Annotated in this window: 18 protein-coding genes; 7 read left to right on the forward strand and 11 right to left on the reverse strand. The window is 66.5% G+C overall.

Going from position 1 to position 22,939, the window contains the following annotated elements; all coding sequences use genetic code 11:
* Positions 1-118: 118 nt before the first annotated feature.
* The 9 genes from AC1DTF_RS16050 to AC1DTF_RS16090 form a co-directional block, all read right to left on the reverse strand.
* Positions 119-1,279, reverse strand: coding sequence for a glycosyltransferase family 4 protein (locus AC1DTF_RS16050; RefSeq protein ID WP_477474777.1), 1,161 nt, complete (start codon positions 1,277-1,279; stop codon positions 119-121).
* 668 nt (positions 1,280-1,947) lie between these two features.
* Positions 1,948-2,715: a hypothetical protein gene (locus AC1DTF_RS16055; RefSeq protein ID WP_477474778.1), complete on the reverse strand. Its 768-nt coding sequence runs from the start codon at positions 2,713-2,715 to the stop codon at positions 1,948-1,950.
* 6 nt (positions 2,716-2,721) lie between these two features.
* On the reverse strand, positions 2,722-3,822 hold the full coding sequence (locus AC1DTF_RS16060; RefSeq protein ID WP_477474779.1) for a hypothetical protein: 1,101 nt from the start codon (positions 3,820-3,822) through the stop codon (positions 2,722-2,724).
* Positions 3,823-3,865: 43 nt separating this feature from the next.
* On the reverse strand, positions 3,866-5,026 hold the full coding sequence (locus AC1DTF_RS16065) for a lipid-transfer protein (protein ID WP_477474780.1): 1,161 nt from the start codon (positions 5,024-5,026) through the stop codon (positions 3,866-3,868).
* Entirely contained in the window at positions 5,023-5,409 is a 387-nt protein-coding gene (locus AC1DTF_RS16070; RefSeq protein WP_235571758.1) for a MaoC family dehydratase, read from the reverse strand. The genes AC1DTF_RS16065 and AC1DTF_RS16070 overlap by 4 nt, the downstream gene beginning before the upstream one ends.
* Before the next feature lie 2 nt (positions 5,410-5,411).
* The gene (locus tag AC1DTF_RS16075) at positions 5,412-6,410 is read right to left on the reverse strand and encodes a bifunctional MaoC family dehydratase N-terminal/OB-fold nucleic acid binding domain-containing protein (protein ID WP_477474781.1); all 999 of its coding nucleotides are present in this window, start codon (positions 6,408-6,410) and stop codon (positions 5,412-5,414) included.
* Positions 6,411-6,438: 28 nt separating this feature from the next.
* A complete protein-coding gene (gene fadE29, locus AC1DTF_RS16080; RefSeq protein ID WP_477474782.1) occupies positions 6,439-7,602 on the reverse strand; it encodes an acyl-CoA dehydrogenase FadE29 in 1,164 nt (387 codons plus the stop codon).
* On the reverse strand, positions 7,603-8,601 hold the full coding sequence (locus AC1DTF_RS16085) for an acyl-CoA dehydrogenase family protein (RefSeq protein WP_477474783.1): 999 nt from the start codon (positions 8,599-8,601) through the stop codon (positions 7,603-7,605).
* A 20-nt stretch (positions 8,602-8,621) separates the two neighbouring features.
* Positions 8,622-9,875 (reverse strand): cytochrome P450, encoded by a 1,254-nt coding sequence (locus AC1DTF_RS16090; protein ID WP_057170917.1) that lies wholly within the window; start codon positions 9,873-9,875, stop codon positions 8,622-8,624.
* Positions 9,876-10,033: 158 nt separating this feature from the next.
* Here AC1DTF_RS16090 and AC1DTF_RS16095 point away from each other — a divergent pair, with 158 nt between their 5' ends.
* From AC1DTF_RS16095 to AC1DTF_RS16115, 5 genes are all read left to right on the forward strand, one after another.
* Positions 10,034-11,197, forward strand: coding sequence for a steroid 3-ketoacyl-CoA thiolase (locus tag AC1DTF_RS16095; protein WP_057170916.1), 1,164 nt, complete (start codon positions 10,034-10,036; stop codon positions 11,195-11,197).
* 54 nt (positions 11,198-11,251) lie between these two features.
* Complete coding sequence (locus AC1DTF_RS16100; RefSeq protein WP_057170915.1) at positions 11,252-11,623, forward strand: DUF8021 domain-containing protein; 372 nt, start codon at positions 11,252-11,254, stop codon at positions 11,621-11,623.
* A 9-nt stretch (positions 11,624-11,632) separates the two neighbouring features.
* Positions 11,633-12,112 (forward strand): nitroreductase family deazaflavin-dependent oxidoreductase, encoded by a 480-nt coding sequence (locus tag AC1DTF_RS16105; protein ID WP_057170914.1) that lies wholly within the window; start codon positions 11,633-11,635, stop codon positions 12,110-12,112.
* Between the two features lie 66 nt (positions 12,113-12,178).
* Positions 12,179-13,795, forward strand: a complete 1,617-nt coding sequence (locus AC1DTF_RS16110; RefSeq protein WP_477474784.1) for a glutamate synthase-related protein — start codon at positions 12,179-12,181, stop codon at positions 13,793-13,795.
* Entirely contained in the window at positions 13,792-15,735 is a 1,944-nt protein-coding gene (locus AC1DTF_RS16115) for a thiamine pyrophosphate-dependent enzyme (RefSeq protein ID WP_477474785.1), read from the forward strand. The genes AC1DTF_RS16110 and AC1DTF_RS16115 overlap by 4 nt, the downstream gene beginning before the upstream one ends.
* Positions 15,736-15,752: 17 nt before the next feature.
* Here the strand turns inward: AC1DTF_RS16115 and AC1DTF_RS16120 are convergent, their stop codons facing one another.
* Positions 15,753-18,533, reverse strand: coding sequence for a helix-turn-helix transcriptional regulator (locus AC1DTF_RS16120; protein WP_477474786.1), 2,781 nt, complete (start codon positions 18,531-18,533; stop codon positions 15,753-15,755).
* Positions 18,534-18,786: 253 nt separating this feature from the next.
* Positions 18,787-21,708: an ATP-binding protein gene (locus AC1DTF_RS16125; RefSeq protein WP_477474787.1), complete on the reverse strand. Its 2,922-nt coding sequence runs from the start codon at positions 21,706-21,708 to the stop codon at positions 18,787-18,789.
* Between the two features lie 98 nt (positions 21,709-21,806).
* Here AC1DTF_RS16125 and AC1DTF_RS16130 point away from each other — a divergent pair, with 98 nt between their 5' ends.
* Together AC1DTF_RS16130 and AC1DTF_RS16135 are read left to right on the forward strand one after the other, a co-directional pair.
* The gene (locus AC1DTF_RS16130) at positions 21,807-22,367 is read left to right on the forward strand and encodes a TetR/AcrR family transcriptional regulator (protein ID WP_268766341.1); all 561 of its coding nucleotides are present in this window, start codon (positions 21,807-21,809) and stop codon (positions 22,365-22,367) included.
* Positions 22,368-22,615: 248 nt separating this feature from the next.
* Positions 22,616-22,939, forward strand: a 324-nt coding sequence (locus tag AC1DTF_RS16135) for a nuclear transport factor 2 family protein (RefSeq protein ID WP_477474788.1), incomplete at its 3' end; no start/stop codon positions are given.

The following is a 22,939-nucleotide window of genomic DNA, read 5'->3' on the forward strand; positions in this document are numbered from 1 at the left end:
ATCTTCGCCAAAACTGCAGCACACGGCACAAAAGCACATGATTAATTGATCGGACAAACAATGGACGGCGGTCCGACTCCGCGGCAGTCTTGGCGACGTTCGGACACCGTGGCTATCGTCAGCAACGTGTCACGGGGCGCTGCGTTCTCTCCATCCAGTCGATGATCTTGCGGGCCGAGTCGATCCATGAATAGCGGCCCGCGTTCAGCAATCCACGGCACCGCATCTCTTCGGCGAGACCGATCTCCGAGTCCAGCCGGTCCAGTTGCGCCGTCAGCATGTCGGGATCATCGGGATCGAAGTAGAGCGCGGTGTCCCGGCAAACCTCTGGCAGCGCAGCTGAATCCGCGCACACCACCGGGCAGCCCATGGCCTGCGCCTCGACAGCCGAGAGTCCGAAGCCGGCGTAGGTAGCGGGCAGGACGAATGCCGGACAGTGCCGGTACAGCCACACCAGCTCGGCATCCGTCACATGTTCGGCACAGACCACCGAGGAGTCCGCCGTCAAGTCTGAACTGCGTAGCCCGACGACCAACACCCTGCGCCCGGATCTCGCCATCGCTGTCGCCGCAGCAACGATGTTCTCGTGCGGCGCTGCGGTGCCGATCACCAGGTAATGGTCCCCCCACACCGGCAGTTCGGGCCGAATCGGATGCACACCGTCCAGTGAATCAGCGGCGCCCCCGGCCACGATGAAACGATCGACATCGATCCTCAGCACATCGGCCAGCTCATGCGCGCTGTACACGGACTCGGTGACCAGGCCGTCGGYCGTTCGGCCGAGCCACCGATAGGCCAGCGAGTGGAACAGTCGGTAGCTTCTGCTGAAACCGGACGGCCGCCTAAACGGAGCGGCGTCGTGCATGGTCACCAACTGCCGGCGCTTGAAGATCGGCGCGGTCCCCTCGAAGTTCAGCAGTATCCGGCCCGCGGTGGCCGATGGGAGATGGATCTGCTCGAATGCGGTACCGGTGAGCCTGGATCTCCGGATCTGGACATGGTTCTCCTCGGCCCATGCAGAAACAGCGTCACCCGCATCGGCCGGAACGTGCAGAACCAACCGCAACCGACCTGTCGATGCGAGCGCCCGGACCATCTCCGCGGCGTACCGACTGGTCGATGATCTGTTGTGCGCCAGCCAGTTTCCGTTCACATGGACTTCACGCCCGGGGCGCCGGTGGAGGTCGAACGCCGAGGTCCATCCGGCGACGTGCTGCTCGGTCCGGTCCGGGTGCCACAACGCCATCCGCAGAACCGTGGTCGCCAGTGCTGAATTCATCGAGCCCCCTCTCACTGCACACGATTCGGATACAGACTCACTATCGGACGGTGGAGGGGTCCGGTACATAGGTCTGGGGATCCAATTCTCGCCACCGGAGGAACTAGTTCCCGGCGTGGGGGGCAGGCCAGCGTGGCCTCGAATGGCTTTGTGCGAGTGCGATTTTCGCCGGCGGGCGAGAGTGATCGACCGCTGCGCCGACGATTCAGAACCTCTCACGTGCGCGTGCCCCGTTCACGCCCGTCGACCGCAACCCGCTCAATAGCTCACCAGAATGTGAGCGAATTCTGCGGTGCACGTCGAACCAGGAGTCTCAGCAGTCCGCCCGGACCGTTCAGATCCCCGAATACCTGTGTTCAGACCTGCGCTACCAGGGACTGGGGTAGCAAGACAGCTAAGAGGTTAATTTACTCGACGGCAACTTCGCAAGGTTTTCACCAACCCGCCGCACGCATCCATGGCGAATGCACATGAGTTCGCTAGAACTGCGTCGCGAGGTCCAGAGACCGCCAAGCGCGCTGAACAGCGCTCACCAGCGTCGAACCGGCACCAGCGCACACCTACCGACGGATCGGCAATCATGTTTGCGCAGAGGCGTATTGGATTTCCAGGCGGAGACGCCGAGCACTGGCCCGGGCCTCGACAGCAAAGGAATTCGGTGACGCCGACTACATCTGCCGGGACAGGTCCTCGCCGCCGGTCGGTCGCGACGGTCCGTGCGGCGCGATGGGTGCCGGCCCCCCGGTGGAACCGCCGGCCGAGGAGCCGGCCGCCGCGTGCTCGCGCGAATCCAGCTGCGACTGCCTCTGGTCCTGCTGCTGATCGCGGGTGTCCTGGGCGGCCTGGCGCTCGTCCTGCTGATCTTCGCGCTGGTTCTGCTGGTCCTCGCGTGCGTTCTGCTCGTTCTCGCGCTGCTCGCCTGTCGGCGCGCCGGGCACGCCCGGGGGCGGACCGCCTGCCGACCCGCCTGGTTCCTGCTGCTGCCCCTGCTGCGCGGCCTGGGTGCCCTGTTGGACCGCGCCCTGCGCCGCCTGCATCGCCTGCTGCATCAGCTGGCCGAAGCCGCCGCCCTGACCGCCACCCCCCTGGCCGCCACCGCCGAGGCTGCCGGCCGCCTGCTGCGGCATCTGCGCCAGCTGACCCAGCTGACCGGTGAGTTGTCCCAGCATGTCGCCGGTCTGACCCACCGACTGACCGGCAGATTCGTCGCCCACGTTGTAGGCGGCCTGCGCCGCTCCGACCTTGCCGGAGAACGTATTCTCCTTGGCCGCAAGCGAAGTCACGTTGGCTGTCATCGATGCTTCGAGCGTCGGCAGCACCGCCGAGATTGTCATGCTCATCGCGTCGGCACCCGGCGGGATGACCGGCATCGGCGGCAGCTCCACCGAGGCCGCACTCCAGCTGATGCCCTCGGGTTTACGAAGTGGACTCGACACAGTTGCTCACCAATCCTCGTCGACATCGTCTTCGGCCAGGTCGTATTCCAGGGCCTCGGGCAGCGCCAGACCGGTTGTCGTGCCCCCGCTGCTCCCGCGCTGCCCCATCATCGGCCCACCCATGCCGCCGCCCATGCCACCGCCGGCGGCCACCGGTGCCATACCGCCGATCGCGCCACTTCCCGCACCGGCTCCGGGCGCGGGGGCCACCGACACCGGCAGGGTGTTACCGACCAGACTCGCCATCAGCGGGGACTGCGCGGACCCACCGCCGCCACCGGGCAGGCCGGCCGCGCGCACCATGCCCGCCCCGGCACCTGCCCCACCGCCACCGGCCAGCGGGTGGTTCGAGAACGCGGAGAAGGGCGACACCCCGCCCAGACCCGCTCCGCCGCCGCCCTGACCGAACATCGACGTGAGCTGTTGCAACGGTTGGCCGAGGGTCTGCGCGAGTTGCTGCGGGGCCTGGGTCACCTGGCCCATCGCCTGGCCGAGCATCTGCGGGATCTGTCCGACCAGCCCGGCCAGCTGACCCATCATCTGCATCGCCTGTGACGGGTCCTGGCCGGCGACCTGCTGCGGCCCCACCGGGGGCGTTCCCGTGGAGGGGGTGCTCGCCGGGGCGCCGATGCTGTTGGCCATCGTGCCGGCATTGGCCGTCACGGTGGCGGAGTTCTGCGAGAGCCCCAGCATGATCCGGCTCTGCACCAGCGCCTGGGTGTTGCTGACCGGCATCGACTGGATCGCCATGCACTCTGCCTGGGTTTCCTGCGCGACGATGTTCGCCATCGTCTTGGTCTGGATGACGGCGGCCTCCATGGTGCGCAGCTTGGCCGCGATCGCGGCGGCCTGAGCGGCGTTGGCCTCGTGCCCGCCGATGATGGTGGTGGCCTCACCGGCGGCGGCCATCGAACCGCCACCCTCCCAGGTGTCGGTGAGTTTCATCAGCTGGCCCTGTTGCTGCGGCACCACCGTGCCGCTGATCTTGGCCGCAAGCGCCTCGTACTGCGCCGCCGCGGCGGCCAGCGCGTTCTCATCGACGTTCGGCCACCCCGGGCCGGTCACCGTCTGCCCCCCGTATGGGCTCACATCGGGCTGGATCCCCATGGGCTCGAGATTACCGTGCCCCCGACCGGGGTCGGCACACTATTTAGCCGAGGATCAGACCCGAGGTCGGCACGCCCGTACCCGCGGTGACCAGCACATGCTCGACATTGTCGACCTGATTGACCGATGTCCCGCGCAACTGGCGCACACCCTCGGCGATGCCGTTCATCCCGTGGATATAGGCCTCACCGAGCTGACCGCCGTGGGTGTTGATCGGCAGCCGCCCACCGAGTTCGATGGCGCCCCCGGCGATGAAGTCCTTGGCCTCGCCCTTCCCGCAGAAGCCGAGCTCCTCGAGCTGGATGAGCGTGTAGGGGGTGAAGTGGTCGTACAGGATCGCGGTCTGGATATCGGCCGGCGACAGGCCGCTCTGCTCCCACAGCTGGCGGCCGACCAGACCCATCTCGGGCAGCCCGAGCTCATCGCGGTAGTACGAGTACATGGTGAATTGATCGGCGCCCGCGCCCTGTGCGGCCGCCTCGATGATCGCCGGTCGGTGCTTGAGATCCTTGGCCCGCTCCGGAGTGGTGACCACGATGGCCACCCCGCCGTCGGTCTCCTGGCAGCAGTCCAGCAGCCGCAGTGGCTCGGCGATCCACCGCGAGTTCTGGTGATCCTCGATGGTGATCGGTTTGCCGTAGAAATGCGCCTTCGGGTTGTTGGCGGCGTGCTTGCGGTCGGCGACCGACACGGCGCCGAAATCGGCACTGGTGGCGCCGTATTCATGCATGTAGCGCTGCGCGATCATCGCGACCGAGGCGGCCGGGGTGCTCAGGCCGTGCGGGTAGGACCAGCTGTACTCCACGCCGCGGGAGTCGGCGTTGATGGTCAGGCCGCTCATCACCTGACCGAACCGGAACTCCGAGCGCTCATTGAACGCCCGGTAGGCCACCACGACCTCGGCCACTCCGGACGCCACCGCAAGGGCGGCCTGCTGCACCGTCGCGGCCGCCGCGCCACCGCCATAGCCGATCTGGCTGAAGAACTTCAGGTCCCCGATCCCGGTCGACCGCGCGACGGCGGTCTCCAGGTTGGAGTCCATGGTGAAGGTCACCAGGCCGTCGACGTCGGCCGGCGACAGGCCCGCGTCGTCGAGTGCGTCCAGCACCGCCTCGGCGGCCAGGCGCAGTTCACTGCGTCCGGAGTTCTTGGAGAAGTCGGTGGCGCCGATACCGGCGATGGCGGCTTTGCCGGAGAGCGTCACTTGTCCCCCAATGTCAGAGTGGACGTGGCGATCACGTGATTGCCGAGACTGTTGGCGCCCACCACTTTCAGCGTCACGTGGTCGCCGTCGACCGCGGTGACCTCACCGGTGAAGGTGATGGTGTCGTAGGCGTACCACGGCACACCGAGGCGGAGTTTGATCGAGGTGACGACGGCGGCCGGGCCGGCCCAGTCGGTGACATAGCGCCCCACCAGACCGGTGTCGGTCAGGATGTTGACGAAGATGTCCTTGGAACCCTTGGCCTGCGCCTTGTCGCGGTCATGGTGCACGTCCTGGTAATCGCGGGTCGCGATGGCGGTCGAGACGATGAAGGTCGGGTCACCGTAGATCTGGAGTTCGGGCAGCTTGGTGCCCACGGTCACGCTCACGCGGTGACCTCCCATGCGTACAGGCTCCAGGCCGGGCTGACATCACTATCCGGGAAATCGAGATACGTTGCGTGCACCGGCAATCCGATCTTCACGTCTGCAGGATCGATACCGCGCAGCTCACCGAGCATGCGGACGCCCTCTTCGAGTTCGACGAGCGCGATCACGAACGGCAGTGTGCGTCCGGGCACCTTCGGTGCATGATGCACGACATAGCTGAACACCGTGCCCTTGCCGGAGGCGACGAGATAGTCGACCGGCGCATCCTTGTCGGCCCAGACCGCGGGCACCGGCGGATGCTGCAGCGTGCCGTCCGGACGGCGCTGGAGACGCAACTCGTGGGCGTTGATGCCGTCCCAGAAGAACTTGGTGTCGCGTGAGGACGACGGCCGCATCAACTTGTCGGGGTCCAGATCCTCTGGCAAAGCACCCGTTTCGGCGGCCGGGACATTACCCGTCGCTTCGCTGGCCCCAGCCTGTGCGGCTTGGTTGGCGGCGGGCAGGAACTTCATGATCCGCCAGTCCATCTCGGCGACCTCTTCATCACCGACGTGCCAGCGGATCTTCTGGTTGATGAAGTAGCCCTCGCCCAGCGCGGTCTGCTTGGGACCCACCACATCGGTGATCTCGGCGCTCATCGCGACGAGCTCACCCGGCTTCAGGTAGCGGTGGTAGGTCTGATCGCAGTTGGTGGCGACCACGCCGACGTAGCCGGCGTCGTCGAACAGCTTCATGGCCCGGGCCAGTGGATCATCATCGGAGCGGGTGCGCCCCAGGCCCATCATCGTCCAGACCTGGATCATGGCCGGTGGCGCGACGATGCCGTCGTGCCCGGCCGCCTTGGCCGCGTCCTCGTCGACGTAGATCGGGTTGGTGTCACCGATCGCATCGGTCCAGTGGTGGATCATCGGGTGATTCACCGGATCCCGGGCGATGGTGGGCTCACCGCCTCCCGCAGCGACGATGGCATCGATGCCCGCCTGCAGATCACTCATGATCGTCTGCTCTTCGCGCAAGCGCTCATCACCGAGGGACCCTCGGCACCTTGAGACCCGATGCCGCGATCATCTCGCGCATCACCTCGTTGACACCACCGCCGAAGGTGATGACGAGATTGCGCTTGGTCATCTTGTCCAGCCAGTCCAGCAGCCGGGCCGTCTCCGGATCGGCGGGGTTGCCGTATCGGCCGACGACCTCTTCGGYGAGCCTGCCGACTTCCTGAATCCGTTCGGTGGAAAAGACTTTCGTCGCCGCGGCGTCGGCCACGGCGATGGTCTCACCGGAGGCCGCGACCTGCCAGTTCAGTAGTTCGTTGACCCGCCAGATCGATTTGATCTGGCCGAGCAGCCGGCGAGCGCCCTCCTGCTCGAGCGGCGTGACGCCGTCCGGGCCGGGCTTGGCCGCCCACTCGTAGACCTCGTCGTAGATGCCGGCGATGCGGCCGGCCGGTCCCAGTCCGACCCGCTCGTGGTTGAGCTGGGTGGTGATCAGCTTCCAGCCGCCGTGCTCCTCGCCGACCAGCATGTCGGCGGGCACCCGCACCTCGTTGTAGTAGGAGGCGTTGGTGTGGTGGGCGCCGTCCGACAGGATGATCGGCGTCCAGGAATAGCCGGGATCCTTGGTGTCGACGATCAGGATCGAGATGCCCTTGTGCTTGGCGGCTTCCGGATCCGTGCGGCAGGCCAGCCAGATGTAATCGGCGTCATGGGCGCCGGTCGTCCACATCTTCTGCCCGTTGACGATGTACTCGTCACCGTGGCGGATTGCGCTGGTACGCAACGAAGCCAGGTCGGTGCCGGCCTCCGGTTCGGAGTAGCCGATCGCGAAATGCACTTCGCCGGCCAGAATTCCGGGCAGGAACTTCTTCTTCTGCGCCTCCGTGCCGTGCACCTGCAGGGTGGGCCCGACGGTCTGCAGCGTCACCATCGGCAGTGGTACATCGGCCCGGTTGGCCTCGTTGACGAAGATCTGCTGCTCGATCGGACCGAAGCCGAGGCCGCCGTACTCCTTGGGCCAGCCGACACCGAGTTTTCCGTCCGAGCCCATCCGCTTGATCACCGTGCGGTAGGCCTCGTTGTGCCGGTCGGACTCCATCGCGGCCGCCTCTTCGGGCGTGATCAGAGTCGTGAAGTACTCGCGCAGTTCAGCTTGCAGTGACCGCTGCTCCGAGGTCAGTTCGATGAACATTTACGCTCCCACCAGATCGAGTCGGTACGCTTGCCCGCCCAGCAACCGGGTCAGATCCTTTATCGAAGAGAAGTAACGGTCCATGGGGTAGGTGATGTCCATGCCCATACCGCCGTGCAGGTGGTGGCACAGCCGCATCGCCGGCGGCGCCTGCGATGTCAGCCAGTAGCCGAGCAGCGCCAGATCATCATCGGTATCCAGGCCCTCGGTCAGCCGCCACACCACCGACGTGGACACCAAAGAGATGGTGCGCGAAGCGATGTAGATCTCGGACAGCTGGGCGGCGACCGTCTGGAAGGTCGACAGCGGCCTTCCGAACTGTTCGCGGGTGGCCACGTAGTCCGCGGTGAGCCGCAACGCACCGGCGACCRGCCCGGCGGCGAAGGCGCCGATGGCCGCCAGCGCCAGCTGGTTCACCCGGGTGACGCTCGCGCCCTCCAGCACGCCATCGACCTCGGCGTCGTCGAATACCACCACGTATTCGTCGGACCCGTTGGAGCTCGGGGTCTTGGTCAGCGTGACACCCGGTGCCTGTGGCGAGATCACCACCACCGCGCCGACCACAGTGACCACCAGCCACTGTGCCGTCTCGGCATAGGGCACACCGATTTTGGTGCCGTTGAGTTTGCCCTCGGCCAGCGTGACCGACGGGCTCTCCGGCAGGGATGTCCCCGGCTCGTTGAGCGCCGCCGACAGCACCGCGCCCTCGGCCACGCCGGCCAGGTAGCGGTCCTGCTGCGCCTCGGAAGCCAGATCCAGCAGCGGCACCAGGCCGAGACCGAGAGTGGCCAGTGCCTGACCGACCGTGCCGTGGCGGCCGATCTCGGTCAGCGCTGTCGCCACCTCGGCCAGCCCCAAACCGTCACCACCGAGCCTCTCGGGCACGGCGAGCGCGGCGACTCCACCGGAAACCAGTGCGTCCCAACTATTTTCCCGGTCCAGCACCGATGTCACCACATCGGCGACAGCCTGCTGCTCCGGGTTCGGCGAGAAGTCCACCCGATCTGCTCCTTGGTGTTCTAGTTGGAGACGGCTGTTCCGGCGCCGGTGTAGTCGACCTGCCAGTGCTTGATGCCGTTGAGCCAGCCGGACTTCAGCCGCTCCGGATCGCCGACGGGCTTGAGATCGGGCATCGCATCGGCGATCGCATTGAAGATCAGGTTGATGGTCATCCGGGCCAGGTTGGCGCCGATGCAGAAGTGCGCACCGGTGCCGCCGAAGCCGACGTGCGGGTTCGGGTCCCGAAGGATGTTGAACTCGTGCGGGTTCTCGAACACCTCGTCGTCGAAGTTGGCCGAGCGGTACGACAGCACTACGCGCTCACCCTTCTTGATCTTCACCCCATTCAGTTCGGTGTCCTCCAGCGCGGTGCGCTGGAACGCCGAAACCGGGGTGGCCCAACGGACGATCTCGTCGGCGGTGGTGCCCGGTCGCTCCTTCTTGTACAGCTCCCACTGCTCGGGGTGCTGCGCGAAGGCGATCATGCCGTGCGTCGTCGAGTTACGGGTGGTCTCGTTGCCGGCCACCGCCAGCATGATCACGAAGAACCCGAACTCGTCATCGGAGAGCTTCTCGCCGTCGATATCGGCCTCGATCAGCTTCGTGACGATGTCCTCGGTCGGGTTCTTGGAGCGCTCCTCGGCCATCTTCATCGCGTAGGTGATCAGCTCGAAGGAGGACATCGCCGGATCCACGTCGGCGTACTCGGGATCTTCACCGGCGGTCATCTCGTTGGACCAGCGGAACAGCTTGTCCCGATCCTCCTGCGGCACACCGAGTAGTCCGGCGATGGCCTGCAGCGGCAGCTCGCTGGCGACCTGCTCGACGAAGTCGCCGACGCCCTCGGCCGCAGCAGACTCGGCGATGTTGCGGGCGCGGGTGCGCAGCTCTTCCTCGATGCGGCCGACGGCGCGCGGGGTGAAGCCGCGGGAGATGATCTTGCGCAGCCGGGTGTGCTGTGGGGCGTCCATGTTGAGCAGCACGGCCTTCTGCAGGTCGATCGCGTCACGGGTCATTCCCTCCGGCCAGACCGGGATGGCGCCGTCCGGCGAGCTGCCGAAGACCTCGCTGTTCTTGGACACCTCCTTGACGTCGGCGTGCTTGGTGACGATCCAGTAGCCCTTGTCACCGAAGCCGCCGGTTCCGCCCGGCACGTCCACCCAGTGGATGGGTTCGGTCTTGCGGAGCTCGGCCAGCTCCTCGACCGGCAGCCGTTCGAGGTTCAGGCTCGCGTCGAGCGGATCGAAGCCGTCGGGCAGGTTCGGGCTGGCCATGCAGATCTCCTTTGCGCAAAGTCCGGGCACATGTCGGGGTCGGGAACAATTCCTTCTAGTGCCACTTGGGGACCATTGAAACATGCCTTCACCGCAGATAAAAGGCACGGGGGCATCGTCGCTTGTCAGACTAATGAAACGTGTTCTAGCCTGACATCATGGGTAATCCTGTCATCGTCGAAGCCACCCGCAGCCCGATCGGCAAGCGCAATGGATGGCTGTCCGGACTACACGCCACCGAACTTCTGGGCGCGGTCCAGAAGGCCGTCGTCGAGAAGGCCGGTATTGATGCCGGTGACGTCGAGCAGCTCATCGGCGGCTGCGTCACCCAGTACGGCGAGCAGTCCAACAACATCACCCGGGTCGGCTGGCTGACCGCGGGCCTGCCCGAGCATGTCGGCGCCACCACCATCGACTGCCAGTGCGGCAGCGCCCAACAGGCCAACCATCTGATCGCCGGCCTGATCGCCACCGGTGCCATCGACATCGGTATCGCCTGCGGTATCGAGGCGATGAGCCGGGTGGGCCTGGGCGCGAACGCCGGCCCCGATCGCAGCATCATCCGGGCCTCGTCGTGGGATATCGACATGCCGAACCAGTTCGAGGCCGCCGAACGCATCGCCAAGCGCCGCGGTATCACCCGCGCCGACCTCGACGCGTTCGGTCTGGCTTCGCAGGCCAAGGCCAAGCGGGCCTGGGAGGAGGGGCGCTTCGACCGCGAGATCTCCCCGATCTCGGCACCGGTCCTCGACGAGAACAAGCGACCCACCGACGAATGGGCGCTGGTCACCCGGGACCAGGGCCTGCGCGACACCACCGCCGAGGGTCTGGCGGCGCTGAAGCCGGTCATGGAGGGCGCCATCCATACCGCCGGCACCTCATCGCAGATCTCCGATGGCGCGGCCGCGGTGCTCTGGATGGACGAAGACAAGGCCAAGGCGCTGGGCCTGACCCCGCGAGCGCGGATCGTCGCGCAGGCCAATGTCGGGTCCGAGACCTACTACCACCTCGACGGACCGGTGCAGTCGACGGCCAAGGTGCTGGAGAAGGCCGGTATGAAGATCGGCGACATCGACCTGGTCGAGATCAACGAGGCGTTCGCATCGGTGGTGCTGTCCTGGGCGCAGGTGCACGGCGCCGACATGGACAAGGTGAACGTCAACGGCGGCGCCATCGCGCTCGGACATCCCGTCGGCTCCACCGGCGCCCGGCTGATCACCACCGCTCTGCACGAACTGGAGCGCACCGGTAAGAGCACCGCGCTGATCACCATGTGCGCCGGCGGCGCTCTGTCCACGGGCACCATCATCGAGCGGATCTGAGATGCCCGTCTCCCGTCCCAGCGAGCCTACGGGCACCATCATCGAGCGGATCTGATGGCGACCGAGGCCGAACGCATCGCTGCCGCACAGGCCTATATCGACGCCCTGTCCACCCATCGGGCCGATGCGGTCCCGTTCGCGCCGGACTGCATCCGCATCGAAATGGGCCTCAAGACCGGACGCTCGGGAGATCATCTGCGGCGCAGCCTGAACAACGGCCCGCAGTTCAAGGTGATCGAGCAGACCACGCCGCCGAAGTTCACCGTCGACGGTGACCACATCCGGGCCGAGTTCGATGTACTGACCACACCGCGACTGTTCGGCCGACGGGTGTGCTCGCACGTCGACGAGACCTTCCTGATCCCGGTCGACGATCCCCGGATCCACCACATCCGTGCGTCGCTGAAGCCGTTCATCGGCCGATAGGTTCTGCTCATGACCGATACACCCAAGCCGCTGAACCCCAAACAGGTCGAACGGCTCAATGCGCCGTCCACCGGCACCGCCATCAAGTGGATGTCGCGGGCGCAGACCTGGATCTTCAAGAAGACCAACGGCAAGTTCGGCAACAAATTCCTGCGCGGCGCGGAGGTCGGCATCCTGACCACCATCGGGCGCAAGTCCGGGGAGCCGCGCGACAGTCCGCTGCTGTTCCTGCAGGAGGGCAAGCGCATCGTCCTGGTCGCCTCGCAGGGCGGCCGGGCAACCAACCCCATGTGGTACCTCAATCTGAAGGCCAACCCCGCCATCACGTTCCAGACCAAGAAGGAACGACTGGAGCTGGTGGCGCGCGAGGCCACCGACGCCGAGCGCGACCAGTACTGGCCCAAGCTCGACGCGATGTACGCCGACTTCGCGAACTACCGGTCCTACACCGATCGTAAGATCCCGATCCTCATCTGCGACCCCGCTTAGCTCGGTATCGATGCCACCAGTCATCTGACTGATGTGCATGCGCGGTTGGTGCGCGATAGTCGGCGCGTGCAGACGGCGCTGAGACTGACATCGTTCGCGGAGCTACCGGAGGGTTCGCCATACCCGGTGGTGGCCGCGGGGGTGGACCTGATCCTGATTCGGCGCGGCGACGCAGTGTCAGCGTTGTACGGCAGGTGCAGCCACCGCGGTGCCCTGATGTCGGACGGGCAGCTGCAGGACGGCCTCGTGGTCTGCGGCGTGCACGGCTGGCGCTACGACGCCGACACCGGCGTCTCCCCGGTGAATCCAGCCGTCGCGCTGACGAAGTTCCCCGTGTGGGTTTCCGATGACGACGTCTTTGTCGACCGCGACGCAGTGTCCGAGTTCGCGCGGGCCAACCCGCAGACCCACGGCGACGACGGCTATCAGGGCAAGTGGATCAAGCCCACCGATACCGCCGAGGAACCGTTCGTCACGGCGATCCACGACCTCGCGGAGCACGGACTGAGCAAGGTCGGCCACCACGGCGCGGCGGCCGCGATGGGCGTTCCCCGCGATCAACTGCCGTCTTGGGACTCGATACAGATCGTCACCGCTCAACTCGCCCGGGTGCCGCTGCTCGACGACGAAACCGTGGACACCACGACGGTGATCGGTCCGGCGGCCAAACGGCCACTGGTGCTCGACATTCCACTGTTCGTCAGCGATATGAGTTTCGGCGCGCTCTCGCAGGAGGCCAAGACCGCACTCGCCATGGGCGCCGAGCGGGCCGGTACCGGGATCTGTTCCGGCGAGGGCGGCATGCTGCCCGAGGAGCAGCAGGAGAACTCGAAGTATTTCTACGAACTGGCCTCCGGCCGGTTCGGGTGGAGCCTCGACCGGATACGCGATGTCCAGGCCTTCCATTTCAAGGGCGGACAGGGCGCCAAGACGGGAACCGGCGGACACCTTCCCGGGAACAAGGTGGTCGGCAAGATCGCCGAGGTCCGCGGTTTAGAACCGGGTACCGCCGCCATCTCACCCGCCCGTTTCCCGGACTGGACGTCGATCGGTCAGTTCGCCGAGTTCGCAGCCCAGGTGCGGGAGATCTCCGGCGGAATCCCGATCGGCTACAAAATGAGCGCGCAGCGCATTGAGCAGGATATCGACGCAGCGCTGGAGATCGGGGTCGACTACCTCATCCTCGATGGTCGCGGCGGCGGAACAGGTGCCGCACCAACAATTTTCCGCGACAACATCTCCGTGCCGACCATCCCGGCGCTGGCCCGGGCGCGGCGCCATCTCGACCGCAGCGAAGCGCACGGGGTCACCCTCGCCGTCACCGGGGGGATCCGCACGCCGGCGGACATGGTCAAGGCGCTGGCGCTGGGTGCCGACGCGATCGGCCTGTCCAACGTCGCACTGCAGGCCATCGGCTGCGTCGGGATGCGCGCCTGCAACACCAACACCTGCCCGGTCGGTATCGCCACCCAGGATCCACGCCTGCGCGCCCGCCTACCCGTGCAGCAGGCAGCCCAGCGCCTGGACCGGTTCTTGCGCGCCACCGCCGACCTGATGGTCGTGCTGGCCCGCGCCTGCGGGCACCGACGGCTCGCCGACTTCGAGCTCGACGACCTCGTCACCTTCGAACGCGACTTCGCCTACCTCACCGGAGTCCCCTACGCAGGAGCCATCGCACTGTGACCGATCCAGAATTCCACTGGCACAAAGCTGTCGACATCGACGACCTCGACGAGGGTGAGGTCTCGGTGTGCCCGGCCGGGATCAAGACGGTGGCACTGACCAAGCTCCACGGCCGCTACGGTGCCATCGACAACAGGTGCCCGCATCAGGGCGGCCCGCTGGGGCAGGGCACGCTGGAGAACGACAAGATCCGCTGCCCGTGGCACGGTTTCGACTTCGACCCGTTCACCGGCGAGGCGGCGGGTGGTCCCGATTTCGACGTCCCCACCTACCCGGTCGAGGTGCGCACCGACGGTGTGTACGTCAAGGTGCCGACGCCGGCCGAACACACCAGGACGGTCAGCGACGTGCTGGTCGAGACGATGTCCAACTGGGGTGTGGACACGGTCTTCGGCATGGTCGGCCACTCGAATCTCGGTATCGCGGACGCGATGCACCGTGCCGAATCTGCCGGGAAGCTAAGATTTTTCGGTATCCGGCACGAAGGTGCAGCGGCCTTCGCCGCCGCGGCGTACGGCAAACTCACCGGTCGTCCCGCCGCGTGTTTCGGTATCGCCGGGCCCGGCTCGACCAATTTGCTCACCGGTCTGTACGACGCCAGATCAGACCGCGCCCCAGTACTCGCGATCTCGGGGAATGTCGATTCCTCGGTGGCAGGAAAGGGCGCATTCCAGGATATCGATCTCCTCGCGGCGTTCGCCGATGTCACGGTCTACTCGGCCATGGTGCGCGCCGGTTCCGACCACGCCGAGCTGATGACCATGGCGCTCAAACACGCCATCCTGGAACGCGGAGTCGGCCATCTCGTACTCCCCGACGAGGTCCAGGTGCTCCCCAACGCCGACGGCGCACCGTCGGGTCCCGACGGCCGGATACCGGACCTGCGCGTGGTACCGCCGGCGGCCGCGCTGGCGCAGTCCCTCGAACTGATCGCCTCCTCGACCCGACCGCTGGTCATCGTCGGTGCCGGCGCGAAATTCGATATGCCCGCGGTGATCTCGCTCGCCGAACGCCTGCATGCACCGGTGTTGACCACATTCAAGGCGAAGGGCCAGATCTCGGACGCTCATCCGCTGGCCTGCGGAGTACTGGGCCGCTCCGGTACCCCGGTGGCATCGTGGATGATGAACAAGGCCGATCTGATCCTGGTATTCGGTGCGTCATTCTCCAACCACAGTGGGATCTCGCCGTACAAGCCGACCATTCAGGTCGACACCGATCCGATGATGCTCGGCCGGTTCCGTCCGGTGTCGGTTCCGGTGCTCGGCGACGTCGGCGTCACCGCCGCGGCCATCCTCGACGGCGTGCACGAACATCCAGACCTGGTCGATCAACGGCCCGAAGTGGCTGCCCGGTGGTCGATCTGGCGAGCCGAGAAGACCCGACGCACCACCAAACAGCCGGGCGGGCGAGTGGCCGCGGCGACCGTCTTCGAAGAACTTGCCCGCCAGGTTCCGGACAACGCCGTACTGGCGGTGGATGTCGGCAACCATGCGTACTCCTTCGGCCGCTACTTCGAGACGAAAGAACAGTCGGTGCTGATGTCGGGGTATCTCGGCTCCATCGGTTTCGGCTATCCCGCCGCCATGGGAGCCTGGGCCGCCGCACCCGACCGTACGATCGTGGCCATCACCGGCGACGGTGGGTTCGGTCAGTACCTCGCCGAGGTCACCACCGCGGTGAAGTACGGCATGAACATCACCCACATCCTGCTCAACAACGGCGAGCTGGCGAAGATCAGTGCAGAACAGCGCGGCGCCGAATACGCCGTGTGGCAGACGTCTTTGCACAATCCGGACTTCGCCGTCTACGCGCGCAACTGTGGTGCGTACGGCCGCCGGGTGACCGATGCAGCCGAACTGGGGCCTGCGATCGCCGAGGCGCTCCGTCACCCGGGGCCGGCGCTGGTCGAGATCGTCACCGATCCGACCAGTCACTAGGTGTGCCGACCTGAGAGTCAGCCGTCGATGATGTCGCGCAACTGATKGCGGCGRCTGATCCCCAGCTTCGGATACACCTTGTAGAGATGGTAGGCAACGGTCCGCGGCGAGAGGTTGAAGCGCAGCCCGATCTCACGGTTGGTGAGGCCGGAGGCCGCCATGGTGACGATCTGACGTTCCTGGGCCGTCAGGGAGTCCAGGCCCTCGACCGTCCGCGGTACCGAGTCGGTGACCCCGGCGGCACGTAGTTCGGCGCGGGCGAACCGTTCGAAGGGAACCGCACCGAGTCGCTCGAACACCGCCAGTGCCGCCGCCAGGTGCGTCCGGGCCTGTGCCGGACGGCGGTCCCGGCGCAGCCATTCCCCGTAATGCAGATGTGCGCGAGCACGTTCCATCGGCCACTGCTCCCCCGCCGGGTCGGCGACCGCCAGCCGGTGGTGGCGTTCGGCGAGATGCGTCGAGGCCGTCAGCGCAAGCGCCTGATGACGCAACAGTCGCAGCCGCAGGGGCGGACGGGATCCGAGCTGCCTGCCGATGGACGCAACCAGGCGCCGCACCTCATCGGTCTGCCCGCTGCGCACCCCAGCCCACGCCAGATCGGCGATACCGCGGTGCGATACGACGAAATGGACGGGCTCACCGTCCGTGTCGAACATCTGCCGAAAAGACCGATACGCCGTATCGAAATCATCCTGGGCCAAGGCATTCCATCCGCTCGCCCGGGCCTTTGCCACGGCGGTCGCCGCGCCGCCCTTGTCCGCCATGATGCGAGTGGCGTCATCGAGCGCCGCGTCGGCGCCATCAGCGTCTCCGGTTACGGCGAGCAGCTGGGCGCGCGCGAGATTGCTCTCGGTGTGCAGAAGAGCAAGATCATATACGGTGCATAGGGTTTCGATGTCGCCGAGTAACTCCCGAAGCTCGGACCAGCGCCCGGTGTCAAGTAGCGACCATGCCAGGGCCGCCATGGCGTAGGTGAAACCACGCAGGCCGCCCGTCACCTTCAGTTGTTCGACCGCCTGCCGGAGTTCGACAACTGCCAGTGCGCTGTCCTCGGTCACATAGGCCATCTCACCGACGATCAGCCGGCGATACGGTTCGATCCCGGCCGACATCGGCTGCAACCAGCGCCGGTCCCACGACGCAGGCCGGCTGTGCTCACTCGCGGCACTGTCGGCGTACATCGCGATATATGCGCGCTGCAGCGGAGCCGACTCCAGCGGCAGCGCCATCTCGAAGACCGACGCGGACAGGGTGTCCTCGGCGGTCTCATCGAGCCAGCGGCGTAGGTGGGACCGCTCGATGCGGTCACCGGAGTAGTAGGCGGCAGAGGCCGCGACGTACATGAGGCTCAGCCGCAGCCGGGTGTCGGACGGTCCCGCCCCATCCAGAGTGCCACGGACCAGGTCGTACGCTTCCGCCGGGCGAGCAGCCTGGACGAGAATGGATGCCCGGGTCAGCGCCGCCTGCCCGATGATCTCCGGGTCGGCCGATTTCTGCACCGCGCCGGCGCTCAGTGCCTGCGCCCAGGCCGGGTCACCACCGAAGTTCGCTGCCGCCGCGGCCAACGTGTACCGGCGGGCCGCGTTCTCACCGTCTGCACTCAACTCCCCGGCCCGCTGCAGTGCCCGAGCCACCTCCAGATATCCGCCGCGCTGCCGAGACTCTTTCGCAGCTTGTTCCAGCATCGCGGCCACCGCCTCGTCCGCACCTGTCGCTGCGGCGGCCAGATGCCATGCTCGACAGAACAAATCCAGGGACCACGACTCCGCGAGCGCAATGTGCGCCGCACGGCGTTGTTCGTGACCGCCCTCGGAGTAGGCGACGCTGCGGATCAACGGGTGACTGAACCGCACCCGCCGGTCCTCACCTACCGTGACCAGTCCGGCCGCGATGGCCGGTTCCCACCGCGCGAAATCGTCAGCGAAGCCCGCAGCGGCGGTGAGGATGTCGACATCCTCGTAGCCGGCGCCCGTCGCCGCGAACAGCACCAGCCGACCGGCATCGGCCGGGAGTTCGGAGAGTTGAGTGGCGAACAGTGCGTGGGCGAAACCACCATCCACCATGCGGTTGTACCGGAAGACCTCCGATCCGGATCTGCCGTAGAAACGTGCGGACTCGATGATCGCCAGCGGGTTTCCGCCGGACCACCGGATGATCTCTCCGCACACGCTTGGGTGCGGCATCACCGACTGCGCCTCGATCAGTTGAGTCGCTGCCGCATCCGACAGCGGGGGCACATCGGCCACGGTGATCACGGAATCGAGTCCGCGCAACACGTCCAGTCGGCGTGCGCTCATCAAGATCCGCACCGGTAGGTGCGGAATCCGGCCGAGCACATAAGCGAGCACCTGCCGCGAGTCCGGCTCGAACCGATCGAAATCATCGAGTACGAGGATCAACGACTGATCGGCGGCTGCCACGAGCAGCGCGAGCACCGCCTGCTGGATCCCCGCCGGGGCGGGTGTCACGGAGTCCCCGCCCGTACCCATCACATCGTGAAGAGCGTCGCGCAGCGTGATCGGCAGATCCGCGATCCGATCCGCGATGGGCCGGATGAGATCGGCCAGCGCGGTGAACGGGGGTATGTGGTGCGGCTCGGTCCCGGATGCGAACAGCACCCGGGCCGGGTTCGGTACCTGCGCCATGGCGTGCCGCAGCAACATCGACTTGCCGATCCCAGGCTCACCGACGAGCAGGACCCCCTGCGGTGCGCCGGCGGCGCCGGTGGCCACCCGGACCGTGAGACCCACCAACTGAGCACGACCGAAGACGGGCACAGCGGGATCGGCCCGTGTCATGGACGCACCGCCTGCTCCGACTTCATTTCCCGTCATTTTACGCGGCGACAACAGACGATCCGGGCCGCGTCCAGCGCGGGGGGTCGGCGCTGGGCTGGATGGGGTTCACAGGACTCCTTCAACGTGAGTACTCATCCATCGCCCATGCGAGGCGCGGTTACAGCGTTGCCGTGTTTCTTTGGCCCTGATCGAGTGTCGGTGCACCGCCGTTCCCGGAAGGGCTCTGCGAGTGAGCTTTTCGGTCCGCCTCAGGTCACGGCGGGTGCAGCTCCTTGAGTTGTCGACGGGAGGTGATGCCGAGTTTCCGGAAAATGTTCCGCAGGTGGGCTTCGATCGTGCGCGGGCTCAGGAAGAGTTGCGCACCGACCTCACGGGAAGTAGCTCCGGTAGCGACGAGTCGCGCGATGGCCAGCTCTTGGGCGGTGAGCGCGTCGGTCGGTTGGGCGGTCCGTTTGCGTGGATGCTCGCCGGTGGCATGTAGCTCGCGGGCGGCGCGGGCGGCGAACGGCTCTGCGCCCATGTCAGCCAGGAGCGCGTGCGCGGTGCGGAGTTGTTCGCGTGCGTCGTGGCGTCGCCCTTCGCGGCGTAGCCACTCACCGTAGACGAGGTGGGTGCGGGCAAGAAAGGCACCCATTCGGCAATTTTGCAGTCGCGCGATCGCCTCGCGGTAGTGCTCTTCTGCTTCCAGTCCGGTGCTGGTCAGCGCTCGGGAGCGCGCAGCAACACCGAGTGCCCACTCGGTACCGCTGGCGTGGGCTCTTGCACTGAGTTCTTCCATTGCGCGAGAGGCGGATTCCGGATCGCCGGCGCGGGAGGCCGCCTCGACGAGTTCATGGAGCGCCTGCCATCTGATCGACGGTTCGTACGTGTCACATGCTTGAGAAGCGGCTTTCTGAGCCGCCGGATAGTTACCCCGGCCGTTGTGGAGCACCGCCGCCGCACACATGGACACCGTGGCTTCGATACCCCGCGTGCGTTCCGTTGCCTTCCCGTCACGGGCGTCGCATCGATCGACGTCCTCCGAATCGACCCCACGCCACGCATCCAGGTAGGTTTGCGCGAAGCTCAGAGGCATCGCGCCAGTCGCTCGTGATATCGCAGCAGCCTCGTCCACCAACTCGGCGGCGAGATGAAGCTCACCGGTGTAGACCCGCGCGCACGCCGAAACTACCAGCGCAGCGGGCAGCGTGGCGAGGGCGCCGGCTTCGCGCGCGAGCCCCACGTAGCGGTCGGCCAACACGATGACCAGTTCGTCCTCGAACAGTGCTATTGCCGTTCGCGTGGCCAGCCACAGCCAGTTGCCTGCGTCGCCGACTCGGACGGTCTCGACCGGGAACACGTGCTCGCGGAACGCCTCCAGGGCCCGCCTGAGGATGGGCACACCGGATTCGAATCCATTCATGTGTACGGCCACCAACCCGTCGAGCAGTAAATCCGCCGGTCCTGGCTCCCCAGTGGGCACCGGTGCGGCACTGACCGCGGCGGCGATCTCGGGTAGGCCGGGTTCGAGACCCGAACTCCCGGTGATGGTCGCCGCGTCGAAAGCCTGCAGGTAGGTCTCACGCGCGAGCGAAGGATCCAGGGGAGCCAACATCCGAGCGGCGCCCAGCAGCATCCCCGGCACCTCGCTGCCTTGGGTGAGGTGGAATGTGATTTGGGCGCGGAGCAGTTCCAGACGGGCGCGTTGCAGCGCGTCCAGTCGCCCGGCGTCCACGCTCTCCAGCAGTTTCAGGGCGACTTCGGGCGCACCGGCACAGTGCTTGGCGTTGGCAGCATCCAGTGCGCGTCTCGCTCGATGCCCGGGCTCTGGCGTCAGATCGGTTGCGCGCCGAAGAAACGCTGCCGCAGCACCGAACCCACCGCGGGCCAACGCGCGATCGGCCGAGCGTTCCAGGTCCGCGGCGGCTTCTTCGTCGGTACCCAACACCGACTGCGCGCGGTGCCAAGCGCGGCGGTCCGGATCGGCCTGCGGGTCGGTGGCGGCAGCCAGGGCGTAGTGGGCCCGGCGGTGCTCCGGCGCCGTGGCCGCACGGTAGACCGCCGAGCGCACCAACGGATGGCGAAACCGCACCCGGGTGTCGATCTCGAGCAATCCTGCGCTTTCCGCGGGCGCGGCAGCTTCGCGGTCGATCCCTAGACAGTTGGCGGCGCGCCACAGCAGAGATGCATCGCCGGTCGGCTCGGAGGCAGCCACCAACATCAGCAGTTGTGTCTCAGCGGGGAGGCTGCGCGAGCGCCGCTGAAAGTTGTCCTCGATGCGGCGCGGCACGCTCATGACGTCGGGGAGCTCGAACCCACCCGCCAACTGCGCGCCGCCGGGCAGCTCCAGCAGCGCCAACGGGTTACCGCGCGCCTCGGCGATGATGCGGTCGCGGACCCGACGATCGAGCGGTGCGCGAACGGCCGTGGTCAGCAGCGCTCGGGCATCGGTGTCGACCAGCCCGTCCAGGCGTACCTCGGGCAACCCGGCGAACCGGTCTCCGCCGCCTTCGCAGGGGTCGCGCACTGCGAATACCAGCACCAACCGTTCGGCCGCCACCCGCCGCGCCACGAACGCAAGAACCTGCGCGGACGCCTGGTCCAGCCATTGCGCATCGTCGACGAGGCACAGCATCGGCCTCTCATCTGCGAGGAGGTTGAGGACGGCCAGCCCGACCAGGAACCGGTCCGGCGCGGCACCGGTCCGGCGGCCCAACGCGACGTCGAGTGCGGTCTGCTGCGGGTCTGGCAGCGTCTCCGTGCGGCCGAGTAGCGGCGCGCACAGTTGGTGCAAACCGGCAAACGCAAACTGCGACTCTGACTCCACGCCGAGCCACGATTCCACCCGGATCCCCAGGGAGACCGCGGTTTCGCGGGCATGCTGCAGCAGGGCAGTCTTTCCGATGCCCGCTTCCCCGCGCACCACGAGTATCCCGCTGCGCCCCGCCTGCGCCTCGGCCAGGAGTTTGCTGATCGCTTCACGTTCCGCCCGTCGCCCCAGTAGACCCCCACCTTTTTGCTCAGCCTGGGCTCGGGTGAGTCCGTCCTCCCCCCGCAGTGGCGGCTGCTCCAACATCGTCACAGCAGGGTTTGTCCATATGAATCGACCAGTTCGACACACACCGGCTGGCTTCCTTCCTGAAGTGGCGCCGATCCGTGCCGACCAGAGTGATCTGAGCCTTGGCCGGAGCGCCACGCCGGCTACCGCGACGATATGAGACGGTCCGCCCTACGTCAATACGGACCGCACCGTATTGCATCCGAGTCGGCCTCCGCTCGTCTACGGTTTGCGATGTGCCTGCGAACCGGAATGAGCAATCGCGTCGCGCCATCCTCGATGCGTCCATGTCGATGATCGGCGAGATCGGGTACGACAAAATCTCGATCGAAGCGATCGCCAGGCAGGCCGGCGTGAGCAAGCAGACGATTTACCGCTGGTGGCCATCCAAAGGCGCGGTGATACTCGAAGCTGCGACCGAAAGCCTCAGCACTGTCGTCGTGCTCCCCGACACCGGCGACCTCGTCGCCGACATCCGGACCCAGCTGTCGGCGATCCTGGAGTTGATTACGACCACCGGCTTCGGACCGGCCTACCGGTGTCTGATCGCCGCCGGCCAGTCCGACCCCAGCCTCCTGCGCGCCCTCTTCGAACGAATCATCGAACCCAATATCGAAGATTTCCGCGCCCGCACCGCCTTGGCGCAGCAGCGCGGTGAGATGCGCGCCGACGCCGACTGGCAGACTCTGCGCGACCTGCTCTACGGAGTCGTCGAGTACCGGCTGGTTCATGCGATGCCACTTGAACCGGCATACATCGACGGTGTTCTGGAGATCGTGTTCCAAGGAGTGCGCTGATAGGTGGTCCCCCTCCGCGAGGGACAACGCGATCCGGTCAGCGGTAGAGGCTCGTTCCGCCGCTACCTGTTCGTAGGAAGACCGATGACGCCGCCGCGACGGTGGGCGCCGGTGATTGCTTAAGGGATCTTCACCGACGCGAAGGCGGCGTCCTCGCTGTGAACCTGATGACACGGACAAGCCGGTTCTCCCGACTCGATCAGCAGCACACTTACGTCCCGGGAGGCCCTGGAAATCAACGGAGGTCAATGCCTGTGGATGAGATTCCAGCAGGACTATCGGCATTCTTGGCGGCTCTGCAAACACGCGATGGCACAAGCGCAGCAGCTCAACTCGCCGAAAATGTGATCCTCGAGAGCCCGATCGACGTTGTGCCTTGCGTAGGCCGCGAACAGGTCGCGAAGGTGGTGTCTGAAATCCTCGACGTCGTCGATGAGTTCACGGTCACCCACATCATCTCCGGAGATGGATATTTCGCGGTCGTCACCAACATCAGGATCGGCGAAACGGAGATCGACGGTATCGACCTGATCGGGGTCAACGCCGCGGGCAAGGTCGCCTCGCTGTCAATC

The sequence above is a fragment of the Mycobacterium sp. P4_H6 genome (assembly GCF_056400845.1).

What these genes read in the sequence shown, in the direction of transcription:
- AC1DTF_RS16100 (WP_057170915.1), top strand. Translation starts at nt 11,252, where the DNA reads ATGGCGACCGAGGCCGAACGCATCGCTGCCGCACAGGCCTATATCGAC.
- AC1DTF_RS16105 (WP_057170914.1), top strand. Translation starts at nt 11,633, where the DNA reads ATGACCGATACACCCAAGCCGCTGAACCCCAAACAGGTCGAACGGCTC.
- AC1DTF_RS16090 (WP_057170917.1), bottom strand. Translation starts at nt 9,875, where the DNA reads ATGGCCAGCCCGAACCTGCCCGACGGCTTCGATCCGCTCGACGCGAGC.
- AC1DTF_RS16060 (WP_477474779.1), bottom strand. Translation starts at nt 3,822, where the DNA reads ATGGGGATCCAGCCCGATGTGAGCCCATACGGGGGGCAGACGGTGACC.
- AC1DTF_RS16075 (WP_477474781.1), bottom strand. Translation starts at nt 6,410, where the DNA reads ATGAGTGATCTGCAGGCGGGCATCGATGCCATCGTCGCTGCGGGAGGC.
- AC1DTF_RS16095 (WP_057170916.1), top strand. Translation starts at nt 10,034, where the DNA reads ATGGGTAATCCTGTCATCGTCGAAGCCACCCGCAGCCCGATCGGCAAG.